The sequence below is a fragment of the Aquimarina celericrescens genome (assembly GCF_042682765.1).
GTDB lineage: Bacteria > Bacteroidota > Bacteroidia > Flavobacteriales > Flavobacteriaceae > Aquimarina > Aquimarina celericrescens.
Map to the genome: position 1 here is coordinate 46874 of NZ_JBHUHY010000016.1, position 19760 is coordinate 66633.

General features: G+C 33.6%; 18 protein-coding genes and 1 other RNA gene. 6 read left to right on the forward strand and 13 right to left on the reverse strand.

Translation table 11 applies throughout. The features are described 5' to 3' along the window. Positions 1-94: 94 nt before the first annotated feature. An RNA gene (gene ffs, locus ACFSJT_RS15275) (signal recognition particle sRNA small type) lies at positions 95-193 on the reverse strand. A gap of 89 nt (positions 194-282) precedes the next feature. Here ffs and ACFSJT_RS15280 point away from each other — a divergent pair. From ACFSJT_RS15280 to ACFSJT_RS15290, 3 genes are all read left to right on the forward strand, one after another. After that, positions 283-1332, forward strand: a complete 1050-nt coding sequence (locus tag ACFSJT_RS15280) for a glutaminyl-peptide cyclotransferase (protein ID WP_378321182.1) — start codon at positions 283-285, stop codon at positions 1330-1332. Between the two features lie 254 nt (positions 1333-1586). Then, on the forward strand, positions 1587-3353 hold the full coding sequence (locus ACFSJT_RS15285) for a DEAD/DEAH box helicase (protein ID WP_378321183.1): 1767 nt from the start codon (positions 1587-1589) through the stop codon (positions 3351-3353). Positions 3354-3434: 81 nt separating this feature from the next. After that, positions 3435-4202: a carboxypeptidase-like regulatory domain-containing protein gene (locus ACFSJT_RS15290; RefSeq protein ID WP_378321184.1), complete on the forward strand. Its 768-nt coding sequence runs from the start codon at positions 3435-3437 to the stop codon at positions 4200-4202. Between the two features lie 5 nt (positions 4203-4207). Here the strand turns inward: ACFSJT_RS15290 and ACFSJT_RS15295 are convergent, their stop codons facing one another. The 9 genes from ACFSJT_RS15295 to ACFSJT_RS15335 all read right to left on the reverse strand — a co-directional run bounded on the left by ACFSJT_RS15295 (position 4208) and on the right by ACFSJT_RS15335 (position 14581). Further along, positions 4208-4573 (reverse strand): VOC family protein, encoded by a 366-nt coding sequence (locus ACFSJT_RS15295; RefSeq protein ID WP_378321185.1) that lies wholly within the window; start codon positions 4571-4573, stop codon positions 4208-4210. Positions 4574-4600: 27 nt separating this feature from the next. After that, on the reverse strand, positions 4601-5257 hold the full coding sequence (locus ACFSJT_RS15300) for a TrmH family RNA methyltransferase (RefSeq protein ID WP_378321186.1): 657 nt from the start codon (positions 5255-5257) through the stop codon (positions 4601-4603). Between the two features lie 1671 nt (positions 5258-6928). Further along, positions 6929-8902 (reverse strand): OmpA family protein, encoded by a 1974-nt coding sequence (locus ACFSJT_RS15305; protein WP_378321187.1) that lies wholly within the window; start codon positions 8900-8902, stop codon positions 6929-6931. A 40-nt stretch (positions 8903-8942) separates the two neighbouring features. Further along, positions 8943-9899 (reverse strand): PorP/SprF family type IX secretion system membrane protein, encoded by a 957-nt coding sequence (locus ACFSJT_RS15310; protein WP_378321188.1) that lies wholly within the window; start codon positions 9897-9899, stop codon positions 8943-8945. A 237-nt stretch (positions 9900-10136) separates the two neighbouring features. Beyond that, entirely contained in the window at positions 10137-10808 is a 672-nt protein-coding gene (locus ACFSJT_RS15315) for a response regulator (RefSeq protein ID WP_378321189.1), read from the reverse strand. Between the two features lie 120 nt (positions 10809-10928). Continuing rightward, entirely contained in the window at positions 10929-12962 is a 2034-nt protein-coding gene (locus ACFSJT_RS15320; RefSeq protein WP_378321190.1) for a tetratricopeptide repeat-containing sensor histidine kinase, read from the reverse strand. A gap of 106 nt (positions 12963-13068) precedes the next feature. Next, positions 13069-13233: a hypothetical protein gene (locus ACFSJT_RS15325; RefSeq protein WP_378321191.1), complete on the reverse strand. Its 165-nt coding sequence runs from the start codon at positions 13231-13233 to the stop codon at positions 13069-13071. Between the two features lie 55 nt (positions 13234-13288). Next, positions 13289-13447, reverse strand: coding sequence for a hypothetical protein (locus ACFSJT_RS15330; RefSeq protein ID WP_378321192.1), 159 nt, complete (start codon positions 13445-13447; stop codon positions 13289-13291). 396 nt (positions 13448-13843) lie between these two features. After that, entirely contained in the window at positions 13844-14581 is a 738-nt protein-coding gene (locus ACFSJT_RS15335) for a LytR/AlgR family response regulator transcription factor (RefSeq protein ID WP_378321194.1), read from the reverse strand. Between the two features lie 371 nt (positions 14582-14952). On the opposite strand from ACFSJT_RS15335, the gene ACFSJT_RS15340 reads away from it, so the two are divergent. Further along, positions 14953-15633 (forward strand): SIR2 family NAD-dependent protein deacylase, encoded by a 681-nt coding sequence (locus tag ACFSJT_RS15340; RefSeq protein WP_378321195.1) that lies wholly within the window; start codon positions 14953-14955, stop codon positions 15631-15633. Here ACFSJT_RS15340 and ACFSJT_RS15345 read toward each other — a convergent pair. Next, the gene (locus ACFSJT_RS15345) at positions 15619-16155 is read right to left on the reverse strand and encodes a heme-binding domain-containing protein (RefSeq protein WP_378321196.1); all 537 of its coding nucleotides are present in this window, start codon (positions 16153-16155) and stop codon (positions 15619-15621) included. The two genes, ACFSJT_RS15340 and ACFSJT_RS15345, sit on opposite strands and share 15 nt — an antisense overlap. Positions 16156-16388: 233 nt before the next feature. Between ACFSJT_RS15345 and ACFSJT_RS15350 the strand changes: the two genes are divergently transcribed. Together ACFSJT_RS15350 and purB are read left to right on the forward strand one after the other, a co-directional pair. After that, on the forward strand, positions 16389-16943 hold the full coding sequence (locus ACFSJT_RS15350; protein WP_378321197.1) for an adenylosuccinate lyase: 555 nt from the start codon (positions 16389-16391) through the stop codon (positions 16941-16943). Between the two features lie 172 nt (positions 16944-17115). Beyond that, complete coding sequence (gene purB / locus ACFSJT_RS15355) at positions 17116-18459, forward strand: adenylosuccinate lyase (RefSeq protein ID WP_378321198.1); 1344 nt, start codon at positions 17116-17118, stop codon at positions 18457-18459. Positions 18460-18530: 71 nt separating this feature from the next. On the opposite strand, the gene ACFSJT_RS15360 is transcribed toward purB, so the two are convergent. Next, positions 18531-19073, reverse strand: coding sequence for a DUF4252 domain-containing protein (locus ACFSJT_RS15360; protein WP_378321199.1), 543 nt, complete (start codon positions 19071-19073; stop codon positions 18531-18533). 144 nt (positions 19074-19217) lie between these two features. Beyond that, positions 19218-19757, reverse strand: coding sequence for a DUF4252 domain-containing protein (locus ACFSJT_RS15365; RefSeq protein WP_378321200.1), 540 nt, complete (start codon positions 19755-19757; stop codon positions 19218-19220). Positions 19758-19760 lie beyond the last annotated feature (3 nt).

Here is a 19760-nt window from a genome sequence, read left to right on the forward strand (position 1 = left end):
GCAAATATACAATTATGATTTGCGAATCACGACTAAAGATTATCGAATTATTATGAAGAAATCAAAAATAATCTTGCTAACAATTGGGCACAAAAAAAGGCAAGCTACCTACATCACACCGCTACGACCATTTACCTTTGCTGCGTTCCCGCCCTGGAGGATTCAACAGGAGCTGGTTGTGTAGGACTTGCCGGGTGCAAAGATACAACCTTTAGTTAATATTACAATCATTTTTCAAACCCAATTAAAATAAATATCTTGCTCTAAATTTTAATTATTAAAATGAACATTCGTAATCTCTTCGGCATCATAGCCTTAAGCATACTCTTTTTTTCTTGTGGGAGTAATCAAAATAAGAAAAAAAGTTACTTTAGCATTGTTACAGATAACAATCAGGCAATATTTAAACTGGGGGAAACTATAAAAGCTTCTATTAGGAATGATAAAAATATAGAAATTGATTCTGTTACATACTTGTTGAATAATAAAAGAATTACTGCCAATCGTGATTTTACTTATGAAGAAAAAATAGATGATGAAAAATTGGGAAATCATATCCTGAAGGCTCAAGTATTTTATAACGGAAACATCGATACGATAACCAAAAAGATAGTTTTTCTTAACAATGCCTCACCCAAATTATACTCTTATAAAATCATTGCAGAATACCCTCATGATAAAAAGGCTTTTACCCAGGGGTTAGAATTTTTTGGTGACACTCTATATGAAAGCACAGGAAAAAATGGTAAGTCTTCCTTAAGAAAAGTAAATTATACAACCGGAGAGGTGCTTCTGAAAAAAGAAGTACCAAAACAGTTTTTTGCAGAAGGTATTACTATTCTAAACAATAGAATAATTCAATTGACCTGGCGATCCAAAGAAGGTTTTATCTATGATCTAAAAACTTTAGACAAAACAGGCACTTTTAGCTACAACAAAAGTAAAGAAGGTTGGGGACTATGTAACGACGGCGACATTATTTATAAGAGTGATGGTACGCAAAAAATATGGCTTCTCGATTCTAAAACTCTTGTTGAAAAAGATTATATAGAAGTGACTACAAACAAGGGAGTTAAATCTAAATTCAATGAATTAGAGTGGATCAATGGTAAGATCTATGCAAATACCTGGCAAAAAGATGGTATTGCAGTTATTAATCCAAAAAATGGTGCTCTTGAAGCTGTAATCGATCTTTCGGGATTACGAAAAAAAGTGTCTCAACATTCTGATTTAGATGTCCTAAATGGTATCGCCTACAAAGCCAACACAAATCAATTATTTGTTACCGGAAAAAATTGGGACAAACTTTTTGAAATTGAAATTGTTAAATAGTTGATAGTTGATAGTTGACGGTAATTAGATAAATAAGAATAAACCTCGCATTCATAATTCATAATTCATAATTCATAATTCATAATTCATAATTCATAATTCATAATTCATAATTCATAATTCATAATTCATAATTCATAATTCATAATTCATAATNCCTTAATTTAAAACCTTATACTGCAACACCATAATAAGTATCTCGTTATTGTTGTAGACAAATAATAAACCGTACCTTTGCGGCTTATTTTTACTATATGAACAAATTTGAAGAGTTAGGACTGGGTGAAGCCATAATTAAGGCGGTGAATGATATGGGATTTGAAACCCCTAGTGAAGTACAGGAAAAGGCAATCCCTATCTTGCTTGAAAAGGATACAGATATTGTAGCGTTAGCTCAAACAGGAACAGGAAAGACCGCCGCTTTCGGTTTTCCTTTAATCGAGAAAATAGATAGCAGCAGCAGAATTACGCAAGGACTAATCCTGTCCCCCACTCGTGAGCTTTGCTTACAAATTACCAACGAGCTTAAGAATTACTCAAAATTTATCCCTGGACTTAATACTGTGGCTATTTATGGAGGGGCAAGTATTACTGATCAGGCCAAACAAATAAAACGAGGTGCTCAAATTGTAGTAGCAACTCCTGGACGCATGCAGGATATGATCAATCGTAAAATGGTTGATATTTCTAATATTGATTACTGCATATTAGATGAAGCAGATGAGATGCTCAATATGGGGTTTTATGAAGATATCAAAGCTATATTATCTAACACTCCGGATGAAAAAAGCACCTGGTTGTTTTCGGCTACTATGCCCAAAGAAGTATCGACCATTGCCAAACGTTTTATGCACGACCCGGTAGAAATTACCGTAGGTCATAAGAATACGGGTTCTAAGAATGTTTCTCATGAATATTATGTGGTTAATTCCCGTGATCGCTATGCTGCCTTAAAACGGCTTGCAGATGCCAATCCAGACATCTTTTCGGTTATCTTTTGTCGTACTAAACGAGATACTCAAAAAGTAGCAGAAAACCTCATAGGAGATGGATATAATGCCGCAGCATTGCATGGAGATCTAAGTCAAAATCAGCGCGATATGGTTATGAAGAGCTTCAGAAATCGACAAATACAAATGTTGGTGGCGACTGATGTGGCAGCAAGAGGAATCGATGTAGATGATGTTACTCACGTCATCAATTATCAATTACCTGATGAAATAGAAACCTATACGCACCGTAGCGGAAGAACAGGACGTGCTGGAAAAAGTGGTGTGTCGATGGTAATCGTTTCAAAAAGTGAGGTAAGAAAAATAAAATCTGTTGAGCGCATTATCAAAAAGAATTTCGAAAAGAAAGAAATTCCGAATGGAGAAGAGATATGTCAGGTACAATTGTTTCATTTGGCAAGTGATATTGCAAAAGCAGAAATAAACCATGAGATCGATAGTTACCTTCCTTCTATTAATGAAGTTTTAGAAAACTTCTCCAAAGAAGAGTTAATTAAAAAGTTTTTTTCTGTTGAATTTTCACGTTTCCACAATTATTATAAAAATGCAAGAGACCTTAATGTTATAGGGGGAGATAGCGCGAGAGATTCTGGAGGTGATGGAAGCACACGATATTTTATCAATGTTGGTGAAAAAGACGGATTTGACTGGATGACCTTAAAGGACTTCTTAAAAGAAGTATTAGAACTTGGAAGTGATTCTTTAAGTCGCGTTGATGTAAAAGAAAGTTTTTCTTTTTTCAATACCAGTGCAGAGTATCAAGAACGAGTACTTGCTGTTTTTGAAGACTTTAAGATGGAAGGCCGTAAAGTAAATGTTGAAGTTTCTAAAGGTTCTGGAAACCGTAGAGGTAGTAAACGTCGCCGTGATACCAGTGACGGTGGTTTTAAAGGAAAACGAAGAAGCGAAGGGTTTAAACCTAAAGGAAAAAAGCGTTTCGATTCTAATGAGAGTAGCCGAGAGGGTGGTAACCGAAGAAGAGATCGTAGAAAACGTAGCGATCGAAGATAAATTATATACATTAACATAGTAATATGATTTTTGGCGCGATTTTTATGTTATCTTAATATATATAGAACGTCATACTATTATATGAAGAGAATACTATTTTACATACTAGTACTTGCAAAAAGTGCAACTGCATTTGCACAGGAAAACAATACAGAGACAGTTTCTGGAAAAGTGCTCAACGCCGCAACAGACCAAAAGCTTGAAAATGTTAATATCGTTAACCTTTCTCAAGTGATTGGTACTATTACTAATGGTGAAGGTGATTTTACCATTCAGGCACAGGTAAATGATACGCTATACTTTTCATATATTGGTTACAAACCAATTAGAGTACGAGTTACCAACGACTGGATCAAGTTTGGTGACGTGAAAATTAAAATGACCGAGCTAGGAATTGCCTTGGAAGAAGTAATAGTCGCTGATATACAATTAACCGGATATCTAGAAATTGATGCTAAGAGAATTCCGGTATACAATAACTATAGATACAGTATTTCGGGACTAAACTCAGGGTATGAAGGTGGCAGTAGGCAACCAGGAGCTGTTAACAAAGTACTGGGTGCTATTTTTAACCCTGCAGATTTTTTATATAATATTTTTAGCAAACGCTCTAAAGAACTTAGAAAACTGCGGAAAATGAAGAAAGATGATCAAATTAGGAATTTACTCGAAAATAAATTTGATCGTGAAACTTTAATGGCCCTTTTGCAAGTAGAACGTTTAGATATTGATGAAATTCTTAGAAATTGCAATTACTCAGTCGATTTTATAAAATTTGCCAACGATCTTCAAATATTGGATGCCATAAGTGAATGCTATGAGGAATACAAGGTATTAGACAGAAAGTAGCACTCTTATCTCTCGGAATGTAATGCAATTCTATTGCCTTCAGAATCGATAAAACTAGCCATAAAGCCATGATTTTCTGATATTTGTTTTTTATCTGAAATGACCTTTCCTCCCGCTACTTCTACTCTACTAATTTCATTAGCTACGTCTTCACATGAAAAATATACCAAAACCCCATCATTGCATGGTTTATAGTGTTCTCCTGCTCGTATCAATGTCCCAGTAGCCATACCTGTCTGATTTTTATTAGGAAACCATCCCATTTCAAGGCCATTCATTTTTTGCAAATCAATCTCAATACCAAAGACATTTTCATAAAAAGCTTTTGCCCTACTCATATCTGTAACAGGAATTTCGAACCAGATAACCATAACGTATAGTTGTTAGTTCTTATAAAGTTACATATTATCATGATATCGTGCAATAATCTGCTCGTGACTTTTGATTACCTTCTTGGCCCATTCCATTCGTTTTTCTAATTTTTCCTGTTCTGATAATCGCCAAATAATATCTGTTCTTCTTAATTCTGAAGTAACGTGCTGTAAAATTATAGCAGCTGAAACTGAAATATTTAGACTTTCGGTAAAACCGACCATGGGTATATGTAATTTGCAATCTGCTGCCTCAAGCACCAAATTGCTTAACCCTTGTTGCTCTCTGCCAAAGAAAAAAGCTGAAGGCTTTGTCACATCAAAATCTGTTAAGACCTTAGAATCATCATGGGGAGTTGTGGCTACAATTTGATATCCTTTTTCTTTTAGCTCTTTTAAACATTCCCTGGTAGTGAGATAGCGATTAATATCTACCCATTTTTGAGCTCCCATTGCTATTTCTCTATCAATACGTTTTACATTGACTTCTTCAATTACATGAACGTTCTGGATACCAAAAACATCGCAACTACGTATCACTGCACTAGTATTATGTAATTGATATACATCTTCAACGGCCACTGTAAAATGATTGGTTCTTTTTTCCAGTACCTTTTTATATAATTCAAGACGTCGTGGAGTAAGAAAGGTTTCTAAGTATTCTAGAAGTTTTATATCTACCATAACCGCTAAAATATAAAAAAGCTACCAGGATATGAACCCGGCAGCTCCACAGAAATCTACATTCTATAAAAAAACACTTAGCAAATGACAAGCATTTAAACTTGTCAAATTATGAGAAGATATCATATTTTATTCTAAATTCTATACTGCGATGATAAAGAAACCCCCCCGAAATTACCCCTAACAACAGGGGGGTTAAAGTAAACACATCGTCAAAATGCATCTTTCAACTAATCACTTAAGCAATGAACAGTTTATGTTTTTATTACCAAGTATATCTTAAGGTTAAAACCCCCTGAAATTACCCCTAAAAACAGGGGGTTTAAAGTAAACACATCGTCAAAATGCATCTTTCAACTATTCATCAAGTAAATTGTTAAATAGTCTAATTCTCCTCTTTCAATAACTTGTACTATATTTTAATTTTTTTTTAATCGCTTTTAACAATCCTATCACTTTGATATTTAAATAGATCCTATTAAATTTTCACCTAAAGTGTCAGGATAATAAGATTCCCTTATTTAAGGAACAGATAGAATTAAAAACACCAAAACATGTTTGATAGTCAAAATGTTAAGCTTAATTGAGTTAAAAAAACCATGGAGTAATACAGAGTAACGCATCACTAAACTTGTTAAGAAAGTGCTAAAAGTTTTACGGGGATACCGTAGAAAAGTTAAAGAATCCCTATATTTCGTTTGAAATTTAATGCAAATAGGAAGTATGCATTTTTCTTTACAATAAAGAGAAATTACTCTTAGACATAGAACATATCTTATACTTGTAAGAAGTAATATTGTACTCATAATGATTAATTTATTCAATTAATTGTTATTCAGACCCTGCTTTTGTCGGCTCGCCAAAGTTTTACAAATAGCGGGGTTGTTTTTTTTAGGCTATCACTTATTAAAAATAAGCAACAACATGTCTAGACATTAGACTTCATATTTTTTCATCATTCATAATTAATTATTGATCATATTGTATACTAAATTTACCAAACATCCCAAAAAAGGATATTAATTGATTATTTTTTTACGTATTCCTAGATTATATGCTCCCTTACTTATGTAATCATTCAAAACATTTGTGAAATGTACTAATACAATAGTCTTGAACTTTTGCACAATACTACGTAATTGTACTTAAAAAAGCTCAGGGTGGGGTAAGAAATAAGCTTTTTTTTATACTAAAACTACAATGTCAATTTTTCTCTTAAAACGATATTTAAATATAGTTACAATTTGTTAAATTAAATTACTAAAAAACCACCTAATTATTATGGTTAAACCATAACAATGATGTATTCATCAAAACTTAACGGCTTTTGAGTGTTCAAAATCTTAGAACCGGGCCTAACCACTTTATTTTCAGATTACTTCATCTCTTGTCCAGTCCAGAATTTGAATTTTCTTATAAAAATCCTGTAAAAGTATCCTTCGTTTACCTATTAAAATTTACGCTTCTACTATAAAAATTGTACTGTATTACCATTTATATGTTTTTGTATAAAACATCCATTGAGCATTCTGTTTCAAAAAAAATGTACGGAAATACTCTAGTTATCCTATAGTAAATAGTTTAAAAAAGAAATTCTTTAGCAAAAGCTTATCTTAATTTGTGATTGTAGATTAAAACTTGATTTCCATCTTGAATATTTCGCAACACGTCTTATTCAACAACAATAAACTCACTTCTTCGATTGAGCTGATGTTCTTCATCACTACATTCTACACCATTGGAACACTTATTAACTAAAGCAGTTTCGCCATAACCTCTTCCGGTGACACGTGACGGATCAATACCTCCTTTTTCTATAATATACTTGATAGTGCTTTTAGCTCTTTTCTCACTTAACAACATATTGTAATTATCATCTGCCCTACTATCGGTATGTGATCTTACATCTATTTTCAGTTGAGGATATTCTTTTAACGCGGCAATTATTTGTTGTAGCTCCACTTCAGCATCAGGACGGATCAAAAATTTGTTCAAGTCAAAATAAATAGGTTCTAAATCTAATATTAATGCTAAGTCGTCCCCACGACGGAATTCTTTTCGACCATCTAACCTTCCTTGAGTAAGTTGTAAGGCAAGGTCATGTTCAAACTCTAATACATTATTAGTAGTAAGTAAGGTCTCTGTTGGGGTGTATGTAGCCTTTGTAGCTCTTACTATATATGCTATGTCACATTCGAGATCAAATTTGTATTTTCCATCCTTTCCCGTAGTCGTTCGTTGCAATTCATTATTCTTATCATCCATTAAGATAACTTCTACTTCTTCCAGTTTTTCTTTAGAAGTAGCATCGGTGACCACACCGGTTACGTATTGATTACATTCAGTAATTAATTCTCCGGTTTGTTTAAAACTGTAGATATCATCATTTCCTTTCCCTCCTGAACGATTGCTTGCAAAGTATCCTATTTTGGTAGTTTCATTAAGAACAAAGGTAAAATCATCTTCATCACTGTTAACCGGTTTTCCTACATTATACGGTATTGAAAATTCATCAAGCCCTTCGGGAACAGCAACAAAAACATCTAATCCACCCAAACCTATATGCCCATCGCTTGCAAAATATAATCTCCCAGAGTCACTAACATATGGAAATGTTTCTCTACCTTCAGTATTAATTTTATCACCAAGGTTTTTTGGTTCTCCAAAGGTTCCATCGGTATTAATATCTACAACATACAAATCTGAAAGCCCTCTACTATCTGGCATGTCGCTAGCAAAATAGAGTTTGGTTCCATCTGCGGTAAGTGCGGGATGTGCTACAGAATACTCATCGCTATTAAAAGGTAGTTCTTCTATGTTTGTCCACTTATTCTCTTCGAGTGTTGCTCTGTAAATTTTCAACAAAATAGTTCCTTGTGTATTGGATCCTAATTTTTTCTTGGTATAATTATTTCTTGTAAAATATACCGTTTTACCATCCTGACTAAAGGAAGTTGATGATTCGTGAAACTTTGAATTGATTTTACCTTTCAGTTTTTTGGGAGTTTGAAGAATCCCATTAGCTGCAATCATATTAGAGGCAAACAAATCCAGAAACGGCATTTCGTTCCACTCGTGGATTGTTTTAGTCATACCACTACCACCACCTCTTGAAGATGCGAATACCAATTGTCCTTGATTGTCAAAACTGGGGGCATAATCAGAAAATTTGGAATTCACACTCAATTTCAACAACCTGAATTTCCCTGATTGCATTTCAATAAACTTTAAATAATCCCTGGTATTCATAAAATATTCAGCCCTTTGATCATTTCCGGTAAGGGTAATGAATTTTTCCATGACCTTATCTGCTTCGTCATAACGCTCGACACTTTTTAAACTTTGAGAATATCTAAATAAATACTCTGGATCTATTTCTTCTGCATAATTACTAGTTAATTTCTCATACCAGGTTACAGCCTCTTCTAGTTGTGCATTAAAATAATAGGAATCTCCCAATTTTTTAAACAATTCTAATGACTCATAACCACTCTCGGCAACCTGGAGGTATATTTTACGTGCATCTACAAAAGCAAAACGATTAAAACTCTCGTCTGCCTTTTCGAGACGTTTTTCCTGAGAATATGACATAAAAGATATTAATATGCATAAGGATAGATGTACCATGTAGTTGTTCAAATTCATCTGTCTTGGTTTTGTTTATTTCTTAGGAATGATATTTCGTTTAGAAGAAACGTGGCGTTAACATTCTATTATATTTTTTAAAGAGTTCGAACCGTAACATTACTTCATAGCTGCCATCATTAAATTGTGCTTGTCCAAGTTCTGTAGTTTCCCGATCATAAGCAAAACCTATCATCATGGCATCTGAAATCTGAAAACCTATTTGCCCGGTAACCGCCGCACTCCATCGATAGGCTGCTCCCAGAGTTAAACGATCGTATAATAAAAAGTTGGCAGACAGATCAACCTGCAAAGGGGCCCCAAATACTAATTTGGTAAGTATAGCCGGTTTCAATTTAAGATCAGGGTTGATATCAAACACATATCCCGAGATTAAATAATAGTTAATACGCTCTTCTGCCAGAAAGCTTACCGCATCACTATCACTACTGGTTGTACTTTCATCAAAATGATCAGTTTCTAATAAATTTGGTGCACTTAATCCAAAGTAAAATTTTTCTGTATGGTAGTATGCCCCAATACCTACTTGTGGACTAAATTTATTATCAATATTTGCTTCAAAAAGTGCGTCATTAGCATTAAACTGAGTCAGGCGAAGAAAATCAATGTTTAACAAATGTCCTCCTGCTTTTAATCCAAAACTTAATTTTCCTTCCTCTGAAGTTGGAATGGTGTATGAAAAATCAACTCCAAAATAGGTTTCATCGGTAGGACCTATTTCATCATTAACGATAGAGAATCCAAGGCCCACACGTTCGTTATCCCCTATGGGCGTATTAAGCGTTAACGTTTGAGTACGTGGTGCACCCTCCAAACCAACCCATTGACTGCGATGCAATCCCATGATACTCATTACGCCACGGCTACCTGCATAAGCAGGATTAACGCTAATTGTATTATACATGTATTGGGTATATTGAGCATCTTGCTGGGCTACCAGGGAGGTTCTTGTCAATAGAGATATTAACAATAGAAATAGAATAGGAATTCTAATCATTGCATTTAGGTTTAGATTTAGGGACTCCCAAATATACTAATATAAAATAAATATGACTGTTTTTGAAGAAAATAGAAAAATCTTCATCATCGTTATTAAAGACCTTATAAACCAATATAAATAAAATACCAGATTAAAATCGGGCATTATCAAAACGTAAATTGACTTATTTTGCTTTTAATCGATCAAAAAAGGGATCAAAACCGATCCCTTTTATAATTCATTTCTTATTTAAGATTATATAAATCCTCTTTTACGAGCTTCTTCTAATAACTTTTGATCGTCTGCTTTTGAGATAGAAAACATTTCTTTGATTTGATTTTTTCTTTTTTCTATAGCACTCAAAGATAAGCTTACATAATTAGGGAGATTCTTTGTTTTTACACCCCGAGATAAATGGTAGAGTATTTTTAAATTTTTCTCATCCAGAGAAAATTTATTAGTCATCATTTTTCTAAAATGATCATTTACCGTAGCGCTATAATACGCCTTACCCTTTACTATATTATTGAATGCTAAAAGCAATTCGCTTGATGTTAAATCACTTTTTATAAGGAAACCAGCAGGATTAATATTTTTAAGGATATTGTGAATTCTATGATCTTCTCGATGCATAGTCAAAATAATCACCTTTGATTTTGGAAGCAGTTCTTTTGCATGTTTTGCCAAATCTTCTCCAGAGGTAATCGTACCGTCTGAAGATGGAGGTAGTTTTATATCTACAAAAAGCATATCATAGGGTATCGTTTCTGAAGACTTAACAATTTTTTCGTATGCATCATCACAATTTGATGCAATATCGATCTTGATCTGATATTCTTTTTGGTTTTCACCTAATAAGGTATTCTTATACCCTTCGATAATCATAGGATGATCATCAATCATAAGAACTTTTAGCTTTTTCTTCATTTTTTAAATTAGTTGTTTTTTAGTTCTCAAAAAAACGGGACGTTCTTCTTATCTAACTGTGATCATAGAAAAATAGTATAACCTATCCTGAATCTATAAAGAACTGTTTTACATATTCGTTTACACCGGTACACTTACAGATACCCGGGTACCTGTGCTTTTATTACTTAAAAATTGTACCACTCCACTCATCTGACTAACTCTTGATGTAATATTTTTTAAACCAATTCCTTTTTTCACTTTTGTACTGTTAAACCCGATTCCATCATCCAAGATAGTAAGATTTATTTTATCTTCTATATAATCGAAATTAATTTTTATGCTTTTTGCACCTGAATGTTTAAAAATATTCTGCAATGATTCTTGTAAAATCCTGAATAAATTTACCTTTTTCTGGTCATCGATCACTTCCCAATCGATCTCTTCGTCATTATTAAATTCGAAATTAATATTGTTCACTTCGCATAAGTCACTAATCAAATTTTCTACCGCATCAATGTAGGCTACATCAGACGGTAAGGTCTCAGAACTCAAGTCGTGAGAAATAAGGCGTATTTCTTTTTCGATATCCTTGAGCTCATCTATGTATTTGTTACGTGCCTCTGTAAAGCCATCGTTGGCTCGTTGGTTGATCCCATCCAGACTTAATCGCACTCCAAATAAGCGACCCAATACGCCATCATGCAACTCCTCAGACATACGTTGCTGTTCTAGTTTTCGACCTTCTTCCAATTTAATTTGCTGGTTAAGCAGCAAGCGATAGATCTCTTGATTCGCTTCTTGCTGGGTCTGGGCAAACAATAGTTCTTTATTACTTTGCTGCTGTCTAAAAATGATATATCCTAATAAAAACAAAGCGGTTAAGCCTAATATCGCAATGATCAAAATTTCATTCTCCCGACTTATTTGTTGGTTTTGTTCTGCGATTTCATCGGTTTCAAATCGTATTCGTGCGAATTTGTCTCTGCTTAATCTCTCTTGATTTTGTAAACTATCATTAAGTGCAATGTATTGATTGGCATAAACTAATCCTTCATTTTCTGGTGAAACATCCTTAAGTAGTAACAGAGACTTAAGTAAATCTTTTTTAGAATTTACTGATTGCGCCACATCCCTTGCATATGAGGCATATTTATTCGCCGTACTATCTACACCAATGGTATCATAATACTCAGCTAGATGCAAATTACTTGTGATTAGACCACTTTTATCATTTATACTATCCCTTATACCTAATGCTATATTAAATGAATCTAATATACCTTTCGTTTCTCCTGACAAAAACCTTGCATAAGCAATATTATCAAGTAACCTAGCATGAAATCGAGGATTTTTTTTCGCTAATCCTTCATAATTTATGGCTCGCTCATAATATTCAATAGCTTTATTGTACAACTTTTGATCCTTAAAAACCACTCCAATATTATTAAGTGCTTGAATTTCCATATACTTACCCCTCTCCAGCTTCTTTGCATAATCCAACGCATTTTGATAATTTTCAATGGCTTCTTCATACATTCCTACGTCTTTAGACAACACGCCCAAATAATTGTAGCAAAAATTTAAATATAAAAAATTGTTTGATTCTTTAAACTGTTCAATAGCATTAATCATATTAGCTTCACTACCTACATAGTCTTTAAAACTCCGCTGGATAATCGCCATATTAAATAAAGGTATACCATGGTCATCTGGGTATTTCTTATTCATTTTACTATAAATCTTATCAGCATTTATGTAGTTATAGAATGCACTATCTTTTGAACTTTGAGTTTCATAATATGATCCTATGTTACTATAAGATTTTGCAATACCAAAAGAATCCTTGGTTTTCTTTGAAAGAAGAAGTGTTAAATCATTAGTTTTCTTAAACTTATCATATTTCTTTAAACCATAATATAGATATCCAATCTCTAATAAAATCACTCTTTTTTCTCTATTTTCAGGCAGCTTAATAGACCAAAACAAAGCATTATTTAAATTAGAAATTCTTTGTTCTTCGGAAAGTAGATCATCCTTGGCTTTTTCTATATAGTTGTTTATCATCTTTGTTTTATCTTCTTCTTTACTAACAGCTGGCTTTTTATTAGTATTAGAACATGACAAATTAATTAGAAGTATAATTGACAATATGTATATAATATAACGGCTCATTAAGTTTAAACATTTTAAAAAGAATTTAAAAAATTTATTTAAAAGAAAAAAGCCTTATTACAAAATTAATAAGGCTGATATTCTTTTGTGGGTAAATTACTTTTTTTCAAGTTCCATTTCCCCTAGGAGGTATTGATGATGGAAGCTCCTCTTCAGATCCGAATTCATCAACAAACTCAACTCCTAATTCATCATTGACGTTGTCTTTTTCACACGCCAAAAACATGCTACTCATGAGTAATACTGCGAATATAATTTTTATAGTCTTCATACCTATATATGTTTTAGAATATTATTTTATAAATTTGTTTCTAATTCTTATTATATTATACTTTTACAGGAGGTATTGATGATGGAAGCTCCTCTTCAGATCCCGATTCATCAACGAACTCAATTCCAACCTCTTCATTTACTGAATCCGCTTCACACGCGATAAAAAATGTACTTAAAAATAATACTGTAAATAAAGTCTTAATTGTTTTCATATGTTCTCTTAGTTTTTTTGTTTTCATTCAAAGACCAATAAAGATCTTTGTGGGGTAAATTAATATATTCATTTTTCTTACTTTGGGTAATCGTTGCGCTTACGATTTTGTAGGAAAAAAGTGGATTATAAATTGACTATTTCTCCTTTTGTACACTACAAATGTAGGTCTAAACCTCGCGCGCGCCCAATAAATAAAGGTCTCTTTAGTGAATTGACCTTTTTTAGGGGTAAATAGACCGTTTATACGGGTACTTAGATGGATTTCAAAATAGGGGATTTTTCTTGTAGGAATTAGCGTACGATTTTCACTTGTATGAATCAACAAGTTTACTCAACAAAAAAACCGATAAATCATACGATCTATCGGTTACTATCTAAAAAATGTTTTGTAATACTAAATATGGATCAGGCTTTTTTTGGCCAGATTATCTTTAATCTCTTCTACAGTATTCTTGTACGATTTTGAAAAAGGAATCATATCGTTGGTATTTTTAATAGCACATTTGGCCTTGCCAAAATGGATCCTCGAGACATAATGCGTATTGATAATGTAACTATTGTGAATTCGCACAAAATGGTCTGGCAATAAATTTTGAAAATGTTTGAGGGTCTTAAAAGCTTCTACTTTATTACCATTGCTCATAATAAAATCGGTAGTGTTGTTATCTGCTTTTAAGTAGAGTACTTCTTCGACATCCACAAAGCGATAATCGCCATAAGATTTAAAACAAAGTGTGTTATCTGCTACCTCGTTAAAATCTTTCTCAAACCGCATTAATGTTCGTAAAATCTGACTTTTACCCATTGGTTTTAAAATGTAATCCAGTATCCTGTTGCGTATTCCCTCTATAGCATATTCTGCAGTTTTTGTAATCACTACAAACTCTGGTAACCTGGACATGTATTTTGCCAATTCTGTAATTAAAGTATACTGTGTTTTCGCACAATGTACTCCAGGGACTTCTGGTTCTAAAAAAACTAATCGGGGCTTCCTTTCTAAAATTAAATCCAATGCCGTTTGCTCATCTTTTGCAATTCCCGTGCAGATATAGTCCGTTTGACCTTCTAATGCAATTTGAATAGCATCTGCATTTTTCGGGTCATGATCAATAATTACGTAAGGATATTTCATAGGGTATCGATTAATTAGTTAGTGTTGGCACTTAAACATTGTAAAATTCTACTTACAAGATAGGTTTTTTAATGCTTTTATAAATACGGTAATACCGTAATAATACTACGGAACTATCTTCAAATCAAACGATTACGATTTACACTTCATCGGTAAACTTGCGCTATTCATCGATATAAGAGCTATCGCCAATCTAGAACGCATTCCTCCATTTTTAAGTATGTAGCCCTGTTAAAAAATGTTAAAAATTCTTAAAACGGCTAAAAATTATAAAAATTAGGTAAGAATTATAAAAAATCTATCCCGCTTTGGCGTATACAATTCAACTATTTTAAATAGCTTTAAAACAAATTGCAAAGAGCTTTATCTCTATGAAAAAAATCGTCGTACTTACAGGAGCAGGTATAAGTGCAGAAAGTGGTATCAAAACTTTTAGAGATGCCGATGGACTGTGGGAAGGACACGATGTAACCGAGGTCGCCTCCCCTATGGGATGGAAAAACAATCCACAAATGGTAATTGACTTTTACAACGAAAGACGTCGGCAATTATTAACAGTGTCTCCAAATGAAGGACATTTTTCTCTTGTAACATTAGAAGAGAAATACGATGTAACCATTGTGACTCAAAATATTGATGACCTGCACGAAAGAGCTGGCAGCTCATCTGTAATTCATTTGCACGGGGAACTTTTAAAGGTACGTAGTCAGTTTGATGAAAATCTTATATTAGATTGGAAGCAAGATCTTAATCTTGGTGACTTTTGTGAACATAATTCGCAATTACGCCCCCATATTGTATGGTTTGGAGAAATGGTACCCATGATGGACATGGCAATTAATATTACAGAACAAGCCGATATCCTACTGGTTATAGGAACCTCGATGCAGGTATATCCCGCAGCTGGCCTATTGCAATATACCAGGCGACAGATTCCTATCTATTTTATTGATCCGAATCCTGCTATTTCACCAACCCAACATCTTACTATTATAGCCGAAAAGGCAACAGTGGGTGTTCCCAGAGTTGTGAAAGAATTAATAAACAAGTGATACTTTGCTTATTGTACTATCTATTACAGTCGAATCGATTTTTTGAGTATTCAAAGAATCAGACTTACGGGTTTTTACCTTTTCCCGGGTCTCCTTAGCCCAGGCAATCAGTTTTTTGCCATCTGCTCCAGATAACTCACCATGCATCCAGGTGTAGGGTTTCAATGGCATCTTTTTGTACTCTATTTCTTCGATTAATTCTGCCAACTTTCGATCCTTTTGCTTATCAGTATAGGTATCCCAGGTAGATACATTAAAATGCTCTTTACCCTCTTCAATTTGATAGGCCATATAATGTGTTATGGGACTAACCTCCATAAACCAGGGATATCGGGTTATATTACTATGGCAATCGTAACAATTGTTTTGCAGTACGGTTTTAACTTCAGCCGGTAAGCTGGTGGCTTCTTCAAAACTAGCAATACTATCATAACTAGCTTCATTTTTTTCAGGTCTCAAAAACTGGGTGATGATTAAGACCAATATTAGAACAATGAAAATGTTTTTAATCTTAGTAAGCATGACGTGTGTTATTTAGTTAAAGTGATTAAAGACGATTATAATAACCTGTTACAGAAGAGATAACGGTTTTAACAAGTAATTATTATCAATAAAATGCCATTTGCAATGCTAAAAGAAGACGGATTGAATACCTATACTTTACGTAAATCATTGTTGAAATATCTACTGGTATTGCTAGAATTCTTTCTTTTTCGATTATTTTTATATGCAATACAACCATACATGAAGTGCAGATGTCAGCTTTAGTAGATATTTTAAATACTGTCGATCATTCTCGTGAAAAAAGAAATTATTTTGCAAATCTTATTCTTGACAATCCACAATCGTTACCAGAGTTGTTAAGTATTTGTGAAAAAGTAGATGATGAGATTTCTTGCAAGGCATCATGGGCACTTGAGTACTTGTGCAAGAAGAATCTTACGGCTATACTCCCGTATCTTGATCAAATTATCGGTATTACCTCAAAGGTATATCAGCACCCTTCGGTACGACCTATGGCAAAAATTTTTGAATGTCTAATTATTGCCTATTATCAGAAGAAATCTAACGAAGTGAACAAGTATCTAACCCAAACACATCGTGAAAAAATTACCGAAATCTGCTTTGACTGGCTTATTACCGATCAAAAAGTCGCTCCACAGGCATATTCTATGACTACACTCTATTTGCTGGGCACCGAATTTGACTGGGTTCACCCAGAACTCAAAATCATTCTTGAAAACAACTATAATATGGGAAGTGCGGCGTATAAGGCCAGATCCAGAATGATATTGAAAAAACTTGGCTAGTATTTGTGGTGAGGTCTGAGGTATGAGTTGTTAACTACATACTGAATAGCGTTAGAAACGCGGTAAATCAAAGATATGTCCCCAGGTTTTTTAAACCCTAAAACTTTGAAACTCTAAAAAATCATTAATAAAAACTTATCCCCTATCTTTGCAGCTTCAAAAAAAGAAAATCATGTCATTATTTCCTTTGAAAGCTATCTCTCCTATTGATGGTCGTTACGCCTCAAAAACTCAATCGCTAAGCTTATATTTTAGCGAAGAAGCCTTAATCAAGTACCGCGTATTAGTAGAAATCGAGTATTTTATTGCTTTATGTGAGATTCCGCTACCACAATTGCAAAATGTTGATCCATCTTTATTTGATAAACTTAGGAAAATTTATACTGACTTTTCGAGTGAGGACGCCCTGGCGATTAAAGACATAGAAAAGGTAACCAACCACGATGTCAAAGCAGTAGAATACTTCATAAAAGAAAAATTTGATCAGCTTGGCCTGCAAGAATATAAGGAGTTCATCCATTTTGGACTTACCTCTCAGGATATCAATAATACCGCAATACCTTTAAGTATTAAAGAAGCAATAAGCGATGTCTACATACCACATTATACTGAGCTTTTAGAAAAACTTAAGTCTTTGGTTAAAGATTGGGCAGAGGTATCCATGTTAGCTCGAACTCATGGCCAACCTGCCTCACCTACCCGATTGGGAAAAGAATTTCAGGTATATGTTATCAGGCTCGAAGCACAATTTGATCAGCTTAAAGATATCCCAAGTGCAGCAAAATTTGGCGGTGCCACCGGAAACTATAACGCACATCAAGTCGCTTACCCAAATATTGACTGGAAAGCCTTCGGAACTCATTTTGTACAATCAATACTGGGGTTACATCATTCGTTTCCAACGACGCAGATAGAACATTATGACCATATGGCGGCGCTTTTTGACGGTTTAAAACGTATCAATACCATTTTACTTGATCTTGACCGTGATGTTTGGACTTATGTATCGATGGATTATTTTAAACAGAAAATCAAAAAAGGAGAAGTTGGATCTTCTGCCATGCCTCACAAAGTAAACCCTATAGATTTTGAGAATAGTGAAGGTAACCTTGGTATAGCAAATGCTTTGTTTGAACATCTGTCTGCAAAATTACCCGTAAGTAGATTACAACGAGATCTTACTGATAGTACGGTTCTTAGAAATATTGGAGTTCCTTTTGGGCATACTCTGATTGCTTTTCAAGCTACATTGAAGGGTCTAAATAAACTCTTATTGAATGAAGATAAGTTTGCTGAAGATCTCGAGAATAACTGGGCAGTAGTAGCCGAAGCTATTCAAACAATTTTACGTAGAGAAGGATATCCAAATCCGTATGAAGCGCTTAAAGGCCTCACCAGAACGAATTCGACAATTAACCAGAAAAGTATTGCTAACTTTATTGAAACCCTGGAGATTTCTGAAGCTATCAAAACTGAATTGAAACAGATTACTCCATCTAATTATACGGGGATATAGAATACAGAATCTATAATATTAAAAAAGCGCAGATATTTCTATCAGCGCTTTTTTATTTTATACAACCGTGATTAATCTATATCTATAGTTTCACCTATTTTTTTAAAAGCTTCCAAGTCAATTTTACCTTTTTCTACCGATCTTGCCAGTTTAGCCATTTTCTCGGGTCTCATATTATCACCTAATACACGTATTAATGCTAAGCCTTTCTTATCGTCTGTTGCAAAAACAATAACTTCATCGATATCATCATCATCGCCTGTATATTTCAACACCGCATTGGTTCCGTTAGATCCAAATTTCATTAATGTTTCATACTTATCAGAGCTTAAAATTTTATTAATATCAGCACTTTCCTTTTTATAACGTACTTTATTTTTTTCGCTTAATGGTAAGGCAAGAAAATTTACTTTTTTAATACTTTCTAGTGCCTCTTTCTCCTCAGCATTTAGTGCTACCGTTTCTTTGTCCAAAAGACTCGAAGGCACATCTACTGCTATGAAATCCACATCGCCCTGATGATCAACAAAATATTGTTGTAATGATGCATCATTGTTACAACTCATAAAAAGCAATACACTTGCCAAACCTAAGATTTTAACTATATTTTTCATTTTTGATTGATTTTTTGATCCCGAATATTTCAGGATTGTTTTATTGTTTTTGATTGATGTTTAAACCAAACTCCTTTTAATCCTCCAGGCCAAAAGAAGTTTGATTCTTTATAATATAAAATGCTTGCCCGCCTGAAGTGGGTACTAATTTCTTTTCTTTACGTTTTTAAGTTCTTTTCCTCCCGGGATATTAAGATCATTTGCCAGTTTTGATACTTGCTTTAAATCTATATTACCTGTTATAGTAAGTATTACCGTTTCAGGTTTTCCTTCATTAGAATCATTCCCTACCAGGTACATAAATAACTCTTGTACATGATCCTCATCTTTTCCCGGTTTTACATAAAACTTAATATTCTCACCATCATCACTTTTTATTCGCATTAATTCATCTAGAGATGACTTTTTCAGATATTGATCAACATCTCCTTTCATTTTTTGAGCCACATCTTTATCTTCGGTAACAAATACTTTTATATTATTAATATTTTCTACCAGATTAAGATATTCTTGTGTTTCTGCATCAGTACTTTCAAAATCCATTTTGCTTAATAGCTTAAACATTTTATTAGTGATGACCATAGAGGTAACATCATTCATGTTTTCATATTTATCAAAATAACTTTGCGCATTAGACACATATGGTAAAACAGCCAGTAGTAATACAATTGCTAACTTTTTCATAAT

Coding starts and splice junctions, on each gene's coding strand:
- ACFSJT_RS15280 (WP_378321182.1), top strand. CDS start 283: ATGAACATTCGTAATCTCTTCGGCATCATAGCCTTAAGCATACTCTTT.
- ACFSJT_RS15285 (WP_378321183.1), top strand. CDS start 1,587: ATGAACAAATTTGAAGAGTTAGGACTGGGTGAAGCCATAATTAAGGCG.
- ACFSJT_RS15290 (WP_378321184.1), top strand. CDS start 3,435: ATGAAGAGAATACTATTTTACATACTAGTACTTGCAAAAAGTGCAACT.
- ACFSJT_RS15295 (WP_378321185.1), bottom strand. CDS start 4,573: ATGGTTATCTGGTTCGAAATTCCTGTTACAGATATGAGTAGGGCAAAA.
- ACFSJT_RS15300 (WP_378321186.1), bottom strand. CDS start 5,257: ATGGTAGATATAAAACTTCTAGAATACTTAGAAACCTTTCTTACTCCA.
- ACFSJT_RS15305 (WP_378321187.1), bottom strand. CDS start 8,902: ATGAATTTGAACAACTACATGGTACATCTATCCTTATGCATATTAATA.
- ACFSJT_RS15310 (WP_378321188.1), bottom strand. CDS start 9,899: ATGATTAGAATTCCTATTCTATTTCTATTGTTAATATCTCTATTGACA.
- ACFSJT_RS15315 (WP_378321189.1), bottom strand. CDS start 10,808: ATGAAGAAAAAGCTAAAAGTTCTTATGATTGATGATCATCCTATGATT.
- ACFSJT_RS15320 (WP_378321190.1), bottom strand. CDS start 12,962: ATGAGCCGTTATATTATATACATATTGTCAATTATACTTCTAATTAAT.
- ACFSJT_RS15325 (WP_378321191.1), bottom strand. CDS start 13,233: ATGAAGACTATAAAAATTATATTCGCAGTATTACTCATGAGTAGCATG.
- ACFSJT_RS15330 (WP_378321192.1), bottom strand. CDS start 13,447: ATGAAAACAATTAAGACTTTATTTACAGTATTATTTTTAAGTACATTT.
- ACFSJT_RS15335 (WP_378321194.1), bottom strand. CDS start 14,581: ATGAAATATCCTTACGTAATTATTGATCATGACCCGAAAAATGCAGAT.
- ACFSJT_RS15340 (WP_378321195.1), top strand. CDS start 14,953: ATGAAAAAAATCGTCGTACTTACAGGAGCAGGTATAAGTGCAGAAAGT.
- ACFSJT_RS15345 (WP_378321196.1), bottom strand. CDS start 16,155: ATGCTTACTAAGATTAAAAACATTTTCATTGTTCTAATATTGGTCTTA.
- ACFSJT_RS15350 (WP_378321197.1), top strand. CDS start 16,389: ATGTCAGCTTTAGTAGATATTTTAAATACTGTCGATCATTCTCGTGAA.
- purB (WP_378321198.1), top strand. CDS start 17,116: ATGTCATTATTTCCTTTGAAAGCTATCTCTCCTATTGATGGTCGTTAC.
- ACFSJT_RS15360 (WP_378321199.1), bottom strand. CDS start 19,073: ATGAAAAATATAGTTAAAATCTTAGGTTTGGCAAGTGTATTGCTTTTT.
- ACFSJT_RS15365 (WP_378321200.1), bottom strand. CDS start 19,757: ATGAAAAAGTTAGCAATTGTATTACTACTGGCTGTTTTACCATATGTG.